The organism is Thermoactinospora rubra, assembly GCF_002093975.1.
Taxonomy (GTDB): Bacteria; Actinomycetota; Actinomycetes; order Streptosporangiales; family Streptosporangiaceae; genus Nonomuraea; species Nonomuraea rubra_A.
The window spans coordinates 1-12,756 of record NZ_MSZZ01000054.1 but is presented as its reverse complement, the minus strand read 5'-3'; the positions used below and the strand labels follow the sequence as shown (position 1 = coordinate 12,756).

Sequence of the window (12,756 nt, the reverse complement as noted above, 5' to 3'; positions counted from 1 at the left end):
GACCCGATGACCCATGAGTCAGCTTCTCGGCGGTAAAACGGCCGAGCTTGCAGCTCCCGCCGTCGATGGCGTCGACGGTCCGGTCCGCGTCAGGCAGCGTGACTCACTGCCCAGCCCGCCTCACCGCGTGCGGCGATGTTGCGGGCTGCGTTGACGTCAGCGTGCTCAGCGAAGCCGCACGACGTGCAGGCGAAGGTTTCTTGATCGGGCCGGTTGTGTTTGTCCACCTGTCCGCAGCGAGAGCATTGCTGGGAGGTGTGGGCCGGGTCCACATAGATCACGGCCACCCCGGCCCGGGCCGCCTTGTAGCCGATGAAGGCGCCCAGCTGGTGGAAGCTCCAAGAGTGCAGCCTGACCCGCTGGGGCATGCGAAGCCGTACCCGCTCGCGGATGCCCTGGAGGTCTTCCAGTGCGATGCCGCGCCCGGTGCGTTCTGCCTCGGTCACGAGCTGCTTGGCGATGACATGGTTGAGGTTGGCGGCGAAGCGGGCCTCCTTGCGGCGGCGCCGCTTGAGCAGCCGTTTGGCGCTCTTGGTGTTCTTGGCCTGCAACCGGCGGCGCAGCTCGCGGTTGCGGTGGCGGACCGCGGCCAGGGCTTTGCCACTGTGCCGGACCCCGTCACTGGTGGTGGCAATGTTCGCTATCCCCAGATCCACCCCGAGGAACCCTTCCGGCGCGGCGGTCGGGACATCCGGCACCTCGACGGTGGCGTGCAGGAACCACATCCCGTCGCGGCACACCAGATCCGACTCGCCCCGCCGATGCGCGGCCAGCAGCGTCAGCTGCTCAAGCGAGCCGGTAAAAGCGAGGTCTTTCATCCGCCCGGCAACCGTCCAGATCGAGACGGTCCGCCGGTCATGATCCCATGACAGGCAGCGGTCGTCGTAGGGCTGGGCCGCCAGCGGGCGGAAGGAGATCGGTTTGCCTGCCGCTTTGACGCGCCGCGCCGAGCCTGGCTTGCCCAAGCGGCCGGCGGCCAGGCTTGCGTGCAGGGTGCGGTAGGCGTCGCACACCTTTTTGATCACGTGCTGGGCGGCTTGGGCGGCCAGCCCGAAGTCGGCCTTGATCTGCTGGTAGGTGTGCCTGCGCAGGTCGTAGGCGCGGAAACACCGCTGCCGGAAGGCGATGCGCGACACCAGGTCGGCGGCGGCGTTGGCGGCGCGCACGGTGCCCTCCAACGCCGCCGCTTGCTCAGGCGTCGGCAGAAGCTTCACCTGCACCACCAGCCTCACGATCGAACACACTACCGGTTGGCCTGCATCACTGTGGTGGGAACCGCATCCCGTATCCGGCCAGGCCATAGCGTCGGCCTGTACGCCCTGGGGCCTGCACCCACACACTCGGGGAAGGTGTTCGCCGATGAGGTCCTGCGCCGCTGCGAAGACATCATGATCGAGGTGTGCGACAGCTTCGGCACGAGGGCGTATGGCAGGAGAAGTAGCGCCCGCGACGGCTCAGCGCGCCTCGGCCAGCAGCTTGCCGATCCGGCTGACGCCCTCCACCAGGTCGTCGTCGCCCAGCGCGTAAGACAGGCGGAAGTACCCCGGCGTGCCGAACGCCTCACCCGGCACGACGGCCACCTCGGCCTCCTCCAGGATGAGCTCGGCCAGCTCGGCGCTGTTGGCCGGCCTCCTGCCGCGCAGCTCCTTGCCCAGCAGCTCCCTGACCGACGGGTAGGCGTAGAACGCGCCCAGCGGCTCGGGGCAGACCACGCCCGGGATCTCGTTGAGCATGCGGACCATGGTCTTGCGGCGCCGGTCGAACGCCTCGCGCATCTCCGCCACGGCCGACAGGTCGCCCGACACCGCGGCCAGGGCCGCCACCTGGGCGACGTTGGAGACGTTGGAGGTGGCGTGGGACTGCAGGTTGGTCGCGGCCTTCACGACGTCCTTGGGGCCGATCAGCCAGCCCACGCGCCAGCCGGTCATCGCGTAGGTCTTGGCCACGCCGTTGAGGATGACGACCTGGTCCGCGGGGACGTGGTGGGCGATGCTGGTGAACTCCGCCCCGCCGTACACCAGGTGCTCGTAGATCTCGTCGGTGACCACCCACAGCCCGTGCTCGGCCGCCCAGCGGCCGATCGCGGCCGTGTCGTCCGGCGAGTAGACCGCGCCGGTGGGGTTGGACGGCGAGACGAACAGCACGACCTTGGTGCGCTCGGTGCGCGCGGCCTCCAGCTGCTCGACGCTCGCGAGGTAGCCGGTCGTCTCGTCGGTGACCACGTCCACCTGGACACCGCCCGCCAGCTTGATCGCCTCGGGGTAGGTCGTCCAGTAGGGCGCGACGACCAGCACCTCGTCGCCGGGGTCGAGCAGGGTGGCGAACGCCTCGTAGACGGCCTGCTTGCCGCCGTTGGTGACCAGCACCTGGTCGGCGGACACCTGATACCCCGAATCGCGCGCCGTCTTGTCCGCGATCGCCTGACGCAGCTCAGGCAGGCCGCCGGCCGGCGTGTACTTGTGGTACTTCGGGTTTCTGGCCGCTTCGACGGCGGCCTCGACGATGTAGCCGGGCGTGGGGAAGTCGGGCTCGCCGGCGCCGAAGCCGATGACCGGCCGTCCCGCCGCCTTCATCGCCTTGGCCTTGGCGTCGACGGCCAGGGTGGCGGATTCGCTGATCGCGGAGATTCGCGCTGAGATGCGGGGTCGGGTGGACATGGCTCCCATGCTGTCACAGCGTGCTCCGGCGCGGGCGCGGCTCTCCGGCTCCTGTGGACAACGCCGACGTCTCTTGTGGAGAACGCCGACGTCGCCGCCGTGACCTGCGTGATCGCGATTCGGTTCGACGTATCGGTCATTCCCCTCTACACTCTGGCCTGGTCGAGCCTCCGCATGTCGCCATGCGGAAAGGTCCGGGCAGTGACTCAACCGGGGTAGTCTGGTTGACGACATAGGGCAATGGCGCAATTGGTAGCGCTCCGGTCTCCAAAACCGGCGGTTGGGGGTTCGAGTCCCTCTTGCCCTGCGAGTTGCGGTCCGCGCACCTAGGCGTGAAAGCGCGCCGCAAGTGTGCGTTGGATTCACGACAGATGCAGGTGAGGACTGTGGCGATCGACACTCGCGGCGAGACCGCAGGCAAGCCGAGTGGTGAGAAGAAGTCCAGGACCACTCCTGCCCTCTTCTACCGCCAGGTCGTCGCGGAGCTGCGCAAGGTCATCTGGCCCACGCGCAGGGACCTCGTCACCTACACCACCGTCGTCATGGTGTTCGTCCTGATCATGGTCGGCATCGTGTACGGGCTCGACTGGCTCTTCGGCGAGGCCGTCCTGCGCGTGTTCGGCGGGAAGTGATCTGACACCCTGGAGGGTGTCGACAATCGGTAGTCGACGGAAGAGGAAGAGTCACCGTGTCCGACGAGTCCACGCACGAGTGGGACGAGAAGCCGCAAGAGGCTGTCGAGGACGTCGCGGCTGTCGACGAAGACGGTGACGTCCTGCCCGAGGCCGACCCGGTCGAGCAGTTCAAGGAGTCGCTGCGTGGGCTGCCCGGCGAGTGGTACGTCATCCACTCCTACGCCGGCTACGAGAACCGGGTGAAGTCCAACATCGAGACCCGGACCGTGTCCCTCAACATGGAGGACTACATCTTCCAGGTCGAGGTGCCGACGCAGACCCGCGACGAGTTCAAGAGCGGCAAGAAGGTCCCCGTCAGGGAGCGCGTGCTGCCCGGCTACGTGCTGGTGCGCATGGAGCTGACCGACGAGTCCTGGGCCGCGGTGCGCAACACGCCCGGCGTGACCGGCTTCGTCGGCCTGTCCAACAAGCCCAGCCCGCTCAGCCTCGACGACGTCGCCAAGCTGCTGGCTCCCGAGCCCACCGAGGAGACCAAGCAGGCCAAGACCAAGGCCGCCAGCGGCCCGGCCGTGGAGTTCGAGATCGGCGAGTCCGTCACGGTCATGGACGGCCCGTTCGCCACGCTGCCCGCGACGGTCAACGAGATCAGCCCCGAGTCGCAGAAGCTCAAGGTGCTGGTCTCGATCTTCGGTCGCGAGACCCCGGTCGAGCTGTCGTTCAACCAGGTCTCGAAGATCTGACATACACTTAGTCGTTCGGCGGGCCGCCTATCGCGAAGGGCGGCCCTTCCGACGTGTCACCACCCACTCAGGACCCGGAGTAGGACATGCCTCCGAAGAAGAAGATCGCCGCGCTCGTCAAGGTCCAGCTGCCCGCTGGCCAGGCGACCCCGGCTCCGCCGGTCGGTACCGCCCTCGGTCCGCACGGCGTCAACATCATGGACTTCGTCAAGCAGTACAACGCTGCGACCGAGGCCCAGCGGGGCAACATCATCCCCGTCGAGATCACCATCTTCGAAGACCGCAGCTTCACCTTCATCACCAAGACGCCCCCGGCGCCCGAGCTGATCAAGAAGGCGCTCGGCCTGGAGAAGGGCAGCGCGGTCCCGCACAAGGACAAGGTCGGCAAGCTCACCCGCGAGCAGCTGCGCCAGATCGCCGAGACGAAGATGCCCGACCTCAACGCCAACGACATCGAGGCCGCCGAGAAGATCATCGCCGGCACCGCCCGGTCGATGGGCATCACCGTCGCCGACTGAGACCTGTTCCACCCCGTGGGAGGGCCGCAGAGCCCGTCACACCACCAGCAGGAGATTCCCTGACCATGAAGCGCAGCAAGGCGTACAAGGACGCGGCGGCTAAGGTCGACCGCAGCAAGCTCTACACCCCGGTCGAGGCCGTCAAGCTCGCCAAGGAGACGTCCCCGACCAAGTTCGACGCCACCGTGGAGGTCGCCCTCCGCCTCGGCGTCGACCCTCGCAAGGCCGACCAGATCGTGCGCGGCACGGTCAACCTTCCGCACGGCACCGGTAAGACCGCCCGGGTCCTGGTCTTCGCGACCGGTGACCGTGCCGAGGCCGCCCGCGAGGCGGGCGCCGACATCGTCGGCGCCGACGAGCTGATCGAGGAGATCGCCAAGGGCAACCGGCTGGGCGAGTTCGACGCCGTCGTGGCCACGCCCGACCTCATGGGCAAGGTCGGCCGCCTCGGCCGCGTCCTCGGCCCCCGCGGCCTGATGCCGAACCCCAAGACCGGCACCGTGACGCCGGACGTGGCCAAGGCCGTGTCCGACATCAAGGGCGGCAAGATCGAGTTCCGCACCGACCGCCAGGCGAACCTGCACTTCGTCATCGGCAAGACGTCCTTCGGCGAGCGCCAGCTCGTGGAGAACTACGCCGCCGCCCTGGACGAGGTGCTGCGTCTCAAGCCGTCGGCGGCCAAGGGCCGTTACCTGAAGAAGGTCACCTTCTCCACCACCATGGGCCCCGGTGTCCCGGTCGACCCCAACATCACCCGCGGCATCACCGCCGAGCTCGAGGCCTGAGCCTCCAGCAGGGCACATAGGGCATGGCCCCGCCGGTCTCCCGGCGGGGCCTTCGCTTTCCACGGGACCGTCCCGCCGTAGCGGGCTTTCCGTCCTGCTGGGGCACAGGTACTGGGAGAAAGGCGGCTGGGGTACGGCTCGGCGGGGGCATAGCGGGGTCGCCGGGCGTCAGCACAGCCGGGCGGGCATCAAGGCTCACCGAGCGTGGGTACGGCTGAGCGCGGGCTTGTGGGCCTCGGTGAGCATGCGCCACATCGCGGCTTGCGGTCTCGGCGCGCGCAAGCATGATGAGCATGACCTGCGCGGGTCGACGAGCAACGCGCGACAGGTCGGGCCGCAGCATCCGCTACGGCCTCCACGAGCATCCGCTACGGCCTTCCGGCGCACGCTCGCTACCAACGTCCTCAGCGAGCCGCACCACCTCCATCCCCTCAGTGCCTCCACCACAGCCAGACGGCAAGTACGGCGGCGGCGGGGCGGCTCAACGCACTCCATGCCCCCGCCACAGCAGGACGGCAAGTACGGCGACGGCGGCCAGCCCGAGGGCCACGGCGATCGTCCAACGTCACGCCGTTGCGGCGGCCGGCCATGAACGCCCGGTGAGCGTCTCCCTGGACAGGGCCCGGCCCCGGTTGGCGGGTGGTGCCGACCTGGCTCTGCCGTACAGGACAAAAACCAAAAAGTAAAACCCAGGGAAAACCCTGGCGTTTCCCTGGATTCTGGTGGGGAAGGCGCTGCGGCGTGAGATCGCCACGTAGGGTCGAAAGCATGCTGAAGCGCAGGATTACTCTCGCTGCCGCCGCGACGGGCGCGGCCGCGCTGTTCGCGGTGGCCGGTTGCGGGTCGGCCTCCCAGCCGCTCCAGGTCAACCTGGCGGCCGCGGAGGTGCTCGAGCAGGCCGCGCAGAAGACGCAGAGCGTCACCAGTTACACCGTCGACGCGGTGGTGAACGTGACGCATCCGCAGCAGGGCTCCGGCAAGGTCCAGGGCCGGATGCTCTACCAGAACCAGCCCCAGCTGGCCGTGGACGTCACCCTCGACACGGTGAGCTTCGGCGGGCGCAACGTGCCCGGCGAGGTGCGCGCCGTGCTGCAGGGCGACGTCCTGTACGTGAAGGTCGAGGCCCTCAAGCAGATGCTGGGCGCGACCAAGCCGTGGATCCGCGTCGACCTCGCCCAGGCAGGGTCGGCCGCCGAGGTCAACAAGTACCTCGACCAGGTGCGGCAGTTCGACCTCGCCACCGTGACGCAGATGGTGACCGCCTCGCAGGACGTCAAGGCGGTCGGCACCGAGAGCGTCAACGGCGAGGACGCCACCCGCTACAGCGGCACGTTCCCCGTCGAGGCGGCCCTGCAGCAGCTGCCCGCCGACCAGCGGGAGCGGGCCAGGCCGACGCTGGCGGAACTGAAGGACGTCAAGTTCGACATCTGGGTCGGCGCCGACGGGCTGCCGCGGAAGCTGGCGCTCAACGGCTCGAAGGAGGGCGCGACGCTGGACGCCACGCTGTTCTTCAAGGGCTTCAACCAGCCGGTCACGGTCCAGACGCCTCCGGCGGACCAGGTGGGGGAGCTCAACGAGCTGAGCCGGCCCAGCCAGGCCCCGACCGGCTGAGCGAAGAACCCGATTTGGCATCTTGACAGCCAGGACCTATCCTGGCTGGTGCCGAAGACCGCTGGTCGTCGTCCAGGCACCTCCTGGCGACCGAAGGATCCACGCATGTGGGCGACCCGCGCAGGTGTGAGATGCGAGCTTTCCACATGGTCTCCTGACCGTGTGCAAGCCCCGACGCGCCTGCGCTCGGGGCTGTTTTCATGTCTGGGGTTCGTCACTTCCGGCGGCACATCAGGAAGGAGGCCCATGGCGAGGGCGGATAAGGCGGCAGCGGTTGCCGAGCTCAAGAGCGAGTTCGAGGCCAGCAGCGCCGCCGTTCTGACCGAATACCGCGGTCTCACCGTCGCACAGCTCAAGGAGCTGCGTAAGTCGCTCGGTGGGAACGCGAGGTTCGCCGTGGCGAAGAACACCCTGACCAAGATCGCCGCCAACCAGGCGGGCGTGACGGGTCTGGACGACCTGCTCACCGGCCCCACCGCCGTCGCCTTCGTCAAGGGCGACGTGGTGGAGGCCGCCAAGGGTCTGCGTGACTTCGCCAAGGCCAATCCCCTGCTGGTGATCAAGGGCGGTTACATGGAGGGCAAGGCCCTCGACGCCGCCGAGATCACCAAGCTCGCAGACCTCGAGTCCCGCGAGGTCCTCCTCGCGAAGCTGGCCGGTGCCATGAAGGCGAAGCAGTCCGCTGCAGCCGCCATGTTCGCCGCGCTGCCCACGCAGATGGCGCAGCTGGCCGACGCCCTGCGCGCCAAGCGCGAAGAGGCGGGCGAGTAAGACCGGGGATTGTCCCACCACCACACTTAGCAAGATCCATACGGAGGAAACACCATGGCGAAGCTCAGCAACGACGAGCTGCTCGACGCTTTCAAGGAGATGACCCTCCTGGAGCTTTCCGAGTTCGTGAAGCTCTTCGAGGAGACCTTCGACGTCAAGGCCGCCGCCCCGGTCGCCGTCGCCGCCGCCCCGACCGGTGCCGCCGCCGCCCCGGCCGAGGCCGCCGAGGAGCAGGACGAGTTCGAGGTCATCCTCGAGGCCGCCGGCGACAAGAAGATCCAGGTCATCAAGGAGATCCGCGCGCTGACCTCCCTGGGCCTGAAGGAGGCCAAGGACCTGGTCGACGGCGCTCCGAAGCCGGTCTTCGACGGCAAGGTCAACAAGGAGCAGGCGGAGAAGGCCAAGGCCGCCCTCGAGGGCGCCGGCGCCACCGTCACCGTCAAGTAAGAGCTCTCAGCGAAAGGGGCGGACCCCACACCCTGGTGCCGGGTGGGTCCGCCCCTTTGGCATGTCCGGAGCCTGTCCGGAGCCTGTGCTGGTCGCCACCGGAGTGCTCTGCCTGTGGGGGCTGGGCGCCTCCGGGTGGGCCAACCCGTTCTACTCGGCCGCGGTCCAGGCGGGCAGCCAGAGCTGGAAGGCGTTCTTCTTCGGCTCCTCCGACGCCGCGAACGCCATCACCGTGGACAAGACGCCCGCGTCGCTGTGGCCGATGGCGCTGAGCGTGCGGCTGTTCGGGCTGAACTCCTGGAGCATCCTGGCGCCGCAGGCGCTCATGGGCGTGGCCACGGTGGGCGTCGTCTACGCCGCGGTGCGCCGCCACTTCTCCACGGGCGCGGCCCTGCTGGCCGGCGCGGTCATGGCCCTGACGCCGGTGGCGGTGCTGATGTTCCGGTTCAACAACCCCGACGCGATGCTGGTGCTGCTGCTCACCCTGGGCGCGTACTGCCTGCTGCGGGCCCAGGAGGCCGCCTCCACCCGGTGGCTGGCGCCGGCCGGGCCTGCGTCGGGTTCGCGTTCCTGGCCAAGATGCTGCAGGCCTTCCTCGTCCTGCCGGCCTTCGCCCTGGTCTACCTGGCGACCGCGCCGACGGGCCTGTGGCGGCGCGTGTGGCAGCTGTGCGTGGCCGGTGCCGCCATGGTGGTTGCGGCGGGGTGGTGGGTGGCGGCCGTGGCGCTCGTGCCCGAGGACGCCAGGCCGTACATCGGCGGGTCCCCGCCCGGGCCGGTCGGCGGGTACGGCTGCCGCCGTCGCCGTGGTCGTGGCACTCGCCGGTCCGGCGGCCTACGCGATCGACACGGCGGCCACGCCGCACACGGGCGCGATCCCCGCGGCGGGGCCGCGTACGGCGGGCGGCCCCGGCTTCGGGGGGCCGCCCGCGGGGGCGATGGGCCGCGGCGGGTTCCGCCCTCCCATGCCCGGCGGCGGGACCGTGGAGGGCGGGATGCTCGGTGGGGCTCCTGGCGGTTTCGGCGGTGGCGGTTTTCCCAGCGGGCGGGGAGGCGGCCTGCTCAACGCCGGCAGGTCCAGCGCCACGTCGCCGAGGGGAGGACCCACTACTTCATCATGGGTCGGATAGGGCGCGACTCAAGCGACGGCGACCAGGCCGCCAGGATCGCCGCCTGGGTGCGGCAGACCTTCACCGCCACCGAGACCGGGGGCGTGACTCTCTACGACCTGACCGCTCGCTAGGCTCCGCGCGTGGATTTGGTGCACGCATGGGTGACGGGATGGGCGGTCTCCCGGGAGGCGGCCGCGCCGGTGGCCCAGCCGTACGGGTTCAGCATCGAGGTCGGGCAGCCCGGCCACGTGCGGCGGCACGTCCTGCCCGCCGCCGACCCCGACGCCCTGGAGCGGATCGTGGCGGCGACCACGACGCCGGGCACGTGGCTGAAGGTGTTCGCGCCCGCCGAGGAGGTGGCGCCGTTCCTGACGCCGGGCTGGGAGATCAGGGAGCCGGGCTTCCTGATGACCAGGCCGCTGGAGGAGGTGACAGCGGTCTGCCCGGAGGGGTACGAGGTGGTCACGGAGACCGCTGGGACGCTCACCCGGGTCCGGATCGTCGTCGCCGGCACGGGCGAGGAGGCGGCGCGGGGCCGGATCGTGGCGGGCGCGGGCTCGGCCGTGGTGGACCGGGTCGCGACCGAGGAGCCGCACCGGAGGCGCGGCCTGGGGAGCGTCGTGATGCGCACGCTGGAGGGGCTCGGGGCGGGCCGTACGGGAGTGCTGGCGGCCACCCGGGACGGGCGCGCGCTGTACGGCACGCTCGGGTGGCGGCTGGTGGCGCCGCTGACGTCGGTGGTGTTCGGATAGGCGGCGGTGCAGGGATAACCGGCCGGTAACGATTCGCCCGCTCTATTGGATTGGAGTCCAATTCGCGGGAAGGTCGCTAGCGGAACGGCACGCGCGAGGTAAAGTGCCGCCCAAGCTACCGCCTGTGCGTGGAAGGTGACCGTGGGCGTCGAAGTCGTCGTCGAGGGGTTGACCAAGTCGTTCGGCAAGCAGGTCATCTGGGAGGACGTCTCGCTCACGCTGCCCGCCGGGGAGATCTCCGTGCTGCTCGGCCCGTCGGGCACCGGCAAGTCGGTCTTCCTCAAGACGCTGGTCGGGCTGCTGCGCCCCGACCGGGGACACATCTGGATCGACGGGCACGACCTGGCCAACTGTAGCGAGAACAAGCTGTATGAGCTGCGGCGCCTGTTCGGCGTGCTGTTCCAGGACGGCGCCCTGTTCGGCTCGATGAACCTCTACGACAACATCGCCTTCCCGCTGCGCGAGCACACCAAGAAGAGCGAGTCGCAGATCCGCCAGATCGTGATGGAGAAGATGGATCTGGTCGGCCTGGTGGGCGCGGAGAACAAGCTGCCGGGGGAGATCTCCGGCGGCATGCGCAAGCGCGCGGGGCTGGCCAGGGCGCTGGTGCTGGATCCGGAGATCATCCTGTTCGACGAGCCCGACTCCGGCCTGGACCCGGTGCGAACCGCGTACCTCAACCAGCTCATCGTCGACCTCAACGCCGAGATCGAGGCGACCTTCCTCATCGTCACCCACGACATCAACACCGCGCGCACGGTGCCGGACGACATCGGGCTGCTGTTCCGGCGGGAGCTGGTCATGTTCGGGCCGCGGGAGATGCTGCTGTCCAGCGAGGAACCGGTGGTCAGGCAGTTCCTCAACGCGCGGCGGCACGGGCCCATCGGGATGTCGGAGGAGAAGGACGTCTCGGAGCTGGAGGCCGAGGCGCAGATGGGGCACGACCCGGGCGCGCTGCCGCCCATCCCGCCGCAGCTGATGCCGACGGGCAACCGCATCCGGCGCACGATGAGGCCGCCGGGCTCGTGGCTGGCGGCCAACGGGGTGATCCCGCCGCCGGGGTCGTTCGTGGACGAGCGCGGGCGCAACTGGCTGGAGGAGTACCCGCGGTTGATCAACGCCCACCTCAACGGGGTGCGGTAGGGCGGCGGCGCGGGGGAGGGCGATCCGGGGGTCGGCGCGTCGGGCGTACGGCCCGCGTCAGGTGTACGGCCCGCGACACCCCCTCCAACCGGGCGTTCCGCGGTTGCGCGGCGGGTTGTCCGATTATGATCCGGTGGCATGGCGCGACGGCTCCTGATCCCCGTGCTGGCGGCGCTCGTCGTGCTGCTGGGCGTGGCGGCCGTGTGGACCGGCGCCCGCCTGCGGGAGGCGCAGGCGCGGGCCGACGACCGGCGGGCCGCGCTCGACGCCGCGGGAGCCCACGCGATCAGCCTGATCTCGCTCAACCACGCCACCGTCGACGCCGACATCCGGCGCATCCTGGCCACCTCCACGGGGGCGGCCAAGGCGGAGTACGCCGCGGGCTCGGCGAAGCTCCGGCAGACGACGCTGGCCAACAAGGTGGTCCAGACCGGCGTGCTGCGCGCGGCGGGGCTGGAGTCGCTGGCCGGCGGTACGGCCAAGGCACTGGTGGTCGCCGACGTGGACATCCGGTGGGAGGGCTCGCGGGCGGCGCCGCAGAAGCGCTTCTACCGGTGGTCGATGGAGGTCACCAAGGTGCGGGGAGTCTGGCTGGTGTCCAAGGCGGTGCAGGTCCTGTGAGGCGGGCGCGCGAGGCGGGGCGGAGCCGGTGAGGCGGGTCGTGACCGTGGCGGTCCTGGCCCTCGCCGCAGCCGGGCTGGTGGTGACGGTGGCGGTGATGGCGCTGGAGCTGCGCCGGCTGGACGCGGCCGAGGCGGCGGGCGCGGAGGCCATGGCGGCCGCCCGCGCGGTCACGTCCGACCTGCTGTCGTACAACTACCGCACGATCGAGCAGGACCTCGCCCGGGCCCGCGAGCACACCACGGGAGAGCTGTCGCGGCACTACGACGAACTGCGGGCCACGCTCGTCGCCAGCGCCAAGGCCGACAAGAAGGTCCAGCAGGCCACCGTGGCGGGCGCGGCTGTGGAGCGCGCCACACCGGACCGGGTGGAGGTGCTCGTCTTCGTCGATCTCGGTACTATCACCGGGTCGCGGCAACAGGTGAGCCACAACCGCGCGAGGCTCGTCATGGTGCGCGGCGACACGGGCTGGCTCGCGGCCCAGCTATCGACCCTGATCGGCAGCGCGTGAGGGCTCGCGCGTGGCGAAGGACAAATTGTTATTAAAAAAGAGGTTTAGCGTAGCCTGGGTGCCGGGTACGACCGTCACAGCTCGACCGGGGTAGCGCCTCGGTAGTGACGCTGTGTTAGCCGTCTCGGATCGCGGGTATCGTCTTGGGCCTGACGGCGAACGAGCGTCGCTCCGGGGAGAAATCCCAGCGTCTAGCCTACGAATCCGGCGAAAGTCCGGCTCACGGGCTTGACGTTTGCGCTCGGACGGGCGATGCTGCGAGCAACGTGGAGCATGCAGCGAGAGCAGAGTGGACAGGCGTGTGCCGTTCGGCTACACTGCCCCTTTGCGCTGCCCTTTGACGACCCGCTTTGCTTGCTCACGGAGTGAGGTCGTCTGGCGTGCGTGTAGTCAGTCCGCCGCGAGCCCTCGGAAGGACATCTGTTGGCAGCCTCGCGCAACGCCTCCGCCGTAT

At 69.6% G+C, this 12,756-nt stretch carries 15 protein-coding genes and 1 tRNA gene; 14 read left to right on the top strand and 2 right to left on the bottom strand.

What is annotated here, in order from left to right; all coding sequences use genetic code 11:
• Positions 1 to 89: 89 nt before the first annotated feature.
• On the bottom strand, positions 90 to 1,232 hold the full coding sequence (locus BSB02_RS32360; protein WP_084964833.1) for an RNA-guided endonuclease InsQ/TnpB family protein: 1,143 nt from the start codon (positions 1,230 to 1,232) through the stop codon (positions 90 to 92).
• Positions 1,233 to 1,454: 222 nt separating this feature from the next.
• The gene (locus BSB02_RS32355; protein WP_240506843.1) at positions 1,455 to 2,657 is read right to left on the bottom strand and encodes a pyridoxal phosphate-dependent aminotransferase; all 1,203 of its coding nucleotides are present in this window, start codon (positions 2,655 to 2,657) and stop codon (positions 1,455 to 1,457) included.
• A 234-nt stretch (positions 2,658 to 2,891) separates the two neighbouring features.
• On the opposite strand from BSB02_RS32355, the gene BSB02_RS32350 reads away from it, so the two are divergent.
• The 14 genes from BSB02_RS32350 (at position 2,892) to BSB02_RS32290 (ending at position 12,302) form a co-directional block, all read left to right on the top strand.
• A tRNA-Trp gene (locus BSB02_RS32350) sits at positions 2,892 to 2,964 on the top strand.
• Between the two features lie 79 nt (positions 2,965 to 3,043).
• Complete coding sequence (gene secE, locus BSB02_RS32345) at positions 3,044 to 3,289, top strand: preprotein translocase subunit SecE (RefSeq protein ID WP_240506842.1); 246 nt, start codon at positions 3,044 to 3,046, stop codon at positions 3,287 to 3,289.
• A gap of 56 nt (positions 3,290 to 3,345) precedes the next feature.
• On the top strand, positions 3,346 to 4,032 hold the full coding sequence (gene nusG / locus BSB02_RS32340; protein ID WP_084964780.1) for a transcription termination/antitermination protein NusG: 687 nt from the start codon (positions 3,346 to 3,348) through the stop codon (positions 4,030 to 4,032).
• Positions 4,033 to 4,118: 86 nt separating this feature from the next.
• On the top strand, positions 4,119 to 4,550 hold the full coding sequence (gene rplK / locus BSB02_RS32335; RefSeq protein ID WP_084964779.1) for a 50S ribosomal protein L11: 432 nt from the start codon (positions 4,119 to 4,121) through the stop codon (positions 4,548 to 4,550).
• Positions 4,551 to 4,615: 65 nt separating this feature from the next.
• On the top strand, positions 4,616 to 5,335 hold the full coding sequence (gene rplA, locus BSB02_RS32330) for a 50S ribosomal protein L1 (protein WP_084964778.1): 720 nt from the start codon (positions 4,616 to 4,618) through the stop codon (positions 5,333 to 5,335).
• Positions 5,336 to 6,103: 768 nt separating this feature from the next.
• Positions 6,104 to 6,946 carry an SCO4651 family lipoprotein gene (locus BSB02_RS32325; RefSeq protein ID WP_240506840.1) on the top strand — a complete coding sequence of 281 codons (843 nt, stop codon included), beginning with the start codon at positions 6,104 to 6,106 and terminating at the stop codon, positions 6,944 to 6,946.
• A 246-nt stretch (positions 6,947 to 7,192) separates the two neighbouring features.
• Positions 7,193 to 7,717 (top strand): 50S ribosomal protein L10, encoded by a 525-nt coding sequence (gene rplJ, locus BSB02_RS32320; protein WP_084964777.1) that lies wholly within the window; start codon positions 7,193 to 7,195, stop codon positions 7,715 to 7,717.
• Positions 7,718 to 7,771: 54 nt separating this feature from the next.
• Complete coding sequence (gene rplL, locus BSB02_RS32315) at positions 7,772 to 8,164, top strand: 50S ribosomal protein L7/L12 (RefSeq protein WP_084964776.1); 393 nt, start codon at positions 7,772 to 7,774, stop codon at positions 8,162 to 8,164.
• An 85-nt stretch (positions 8,165 to 8,249) separates the two neighbouring features.
• On the top strand, positions 8,250 to 9,293 hold the full coding sequence (locus tag BSB02_RS32310) for an ArnT family glycosyltransferase (protein WP_240506838.1): 1,044 nt from the start codon (positions 8,250 to 8,252) through the stop codon (positions 9,291 to 9,293).
• Positions 9,281 to 9,406, top strand: coding sequence for a hypothetical protein (locus BSB02_RS43195; protein WP_276206377.1), 126 nt, complete (start codon positions 9,281 to 9,283; stop codon positions 9,404 to 9,406). The genes BSB02_RS32310 and BSB02_RS43195 overlap by 13 nt, the downstream gene beginning before the upstream one ends.
• A 9-nt stretch (positions 9,407 to 9,415) precedes the next feature.
• Positions 9,416 to 10,027 carry a GNAT family N-acetyltransferase gene (locus BSB02_RS32305; protein ID WP_084964775.1) on the top strand — a complete coding sequence of 204 codons (612 nt, stop codon included), beginning with the start codon at positions 9,416 to 9,418 and terminating at the stop codon, positions 10,025 to 10,027.
• A 141-nt stretch (positions 10,028 to 10,168) separates the two neighbouring features.
• Positions 10,169 to 11,170, top strand: coding sequence for an ABC transporter ATP-binding protein (locus BSB02_RS32300; protein WP_084964831.1), 1,002 nt, complete (start codon positions 10,169 to 10,171; stop codon positions 11,168 to 11,170).
• A 138-nt stretch (positions 11,171 to 11,308) separates the two neighbouring features.
• A complete protein-coding gene (locus BSB02_RS32295) occupies positions 11,309 to 11,791 on the top strand; it encodes a hypothetical protein (protein WP_084964774.1) in 483 nt (160 codons plus the stop codon).
• Between the two features lie 40 nt (positions 11,792 to 11,831).
• Entirely contained in the window at positions 11,832 to 12,302 is a 471-nt protein-coding gene (locus BSB02_RS32290) for a hypothetical protein (RefSeq protein ID WP_143591416.1), read from the top strand.
• Positions 12,303 to 12,756 lie beyond the last annotated feature (454 nt).

Bases quoted from the DNA above. Each gene is read 5' to 3' on its own strand.
- rplA (WP_084964778.1), top strand. From the start codon at position 4,616: ATGAAGCGCAGCAAGGCGTACAAGGACGCGGCGGCTAAGGTCGACCGC.
- BSB02_RS32325 (WP_240506840.1), top strand. From the start codon at position 6,104: ATGCTGAAGCGCAGGATTACTCTCGCTGCCGCCGCGACGGGCGCGGCC.
- BSB02_RS32355 (WP_240506843.1), bottom strand. From the start codon at position 2,657: ATGTCCACCCGACCCCGCATCTCAGCGCGAATCTCCGCGATCAGCGAA.
- BSB02_RS43195 (WP_276206377.1), top strand. From the start codon at position 9,281: ATGGGTCGGATAGGGCGCGACTCAAGCGACGGCGACCAGGCCGCCAGG.
- rplK (WP_084964779.1), top strand. From the start codon at position 4,119: ATGCCTCCGAAGAAGAAGATCGCCGCGCTCGTCAAGGTCCAGCTGCCC.
- rplL (WP_084964776.1), top strand. From the start codon at position 7,772: ATGGCGAAGCTCAGCAACGACGAGCTGCTCGACGCTTTCAAGGAGATG.
- BSB02_RS32295 (WP_084964774.1), top strand. From the start codon at position 11,309: ATGGCGCGACGGCTCCTGATCCCCGTGCTGGCGGCGCTCGTCGTGCTG.
- rplJ (WP_084964777.1), top strand. From the start codon at position 7,193: ATGGCGAGGGCGGATAAGGCGGCAGCGGTTGCCGAGCTCAAGAGCGAG.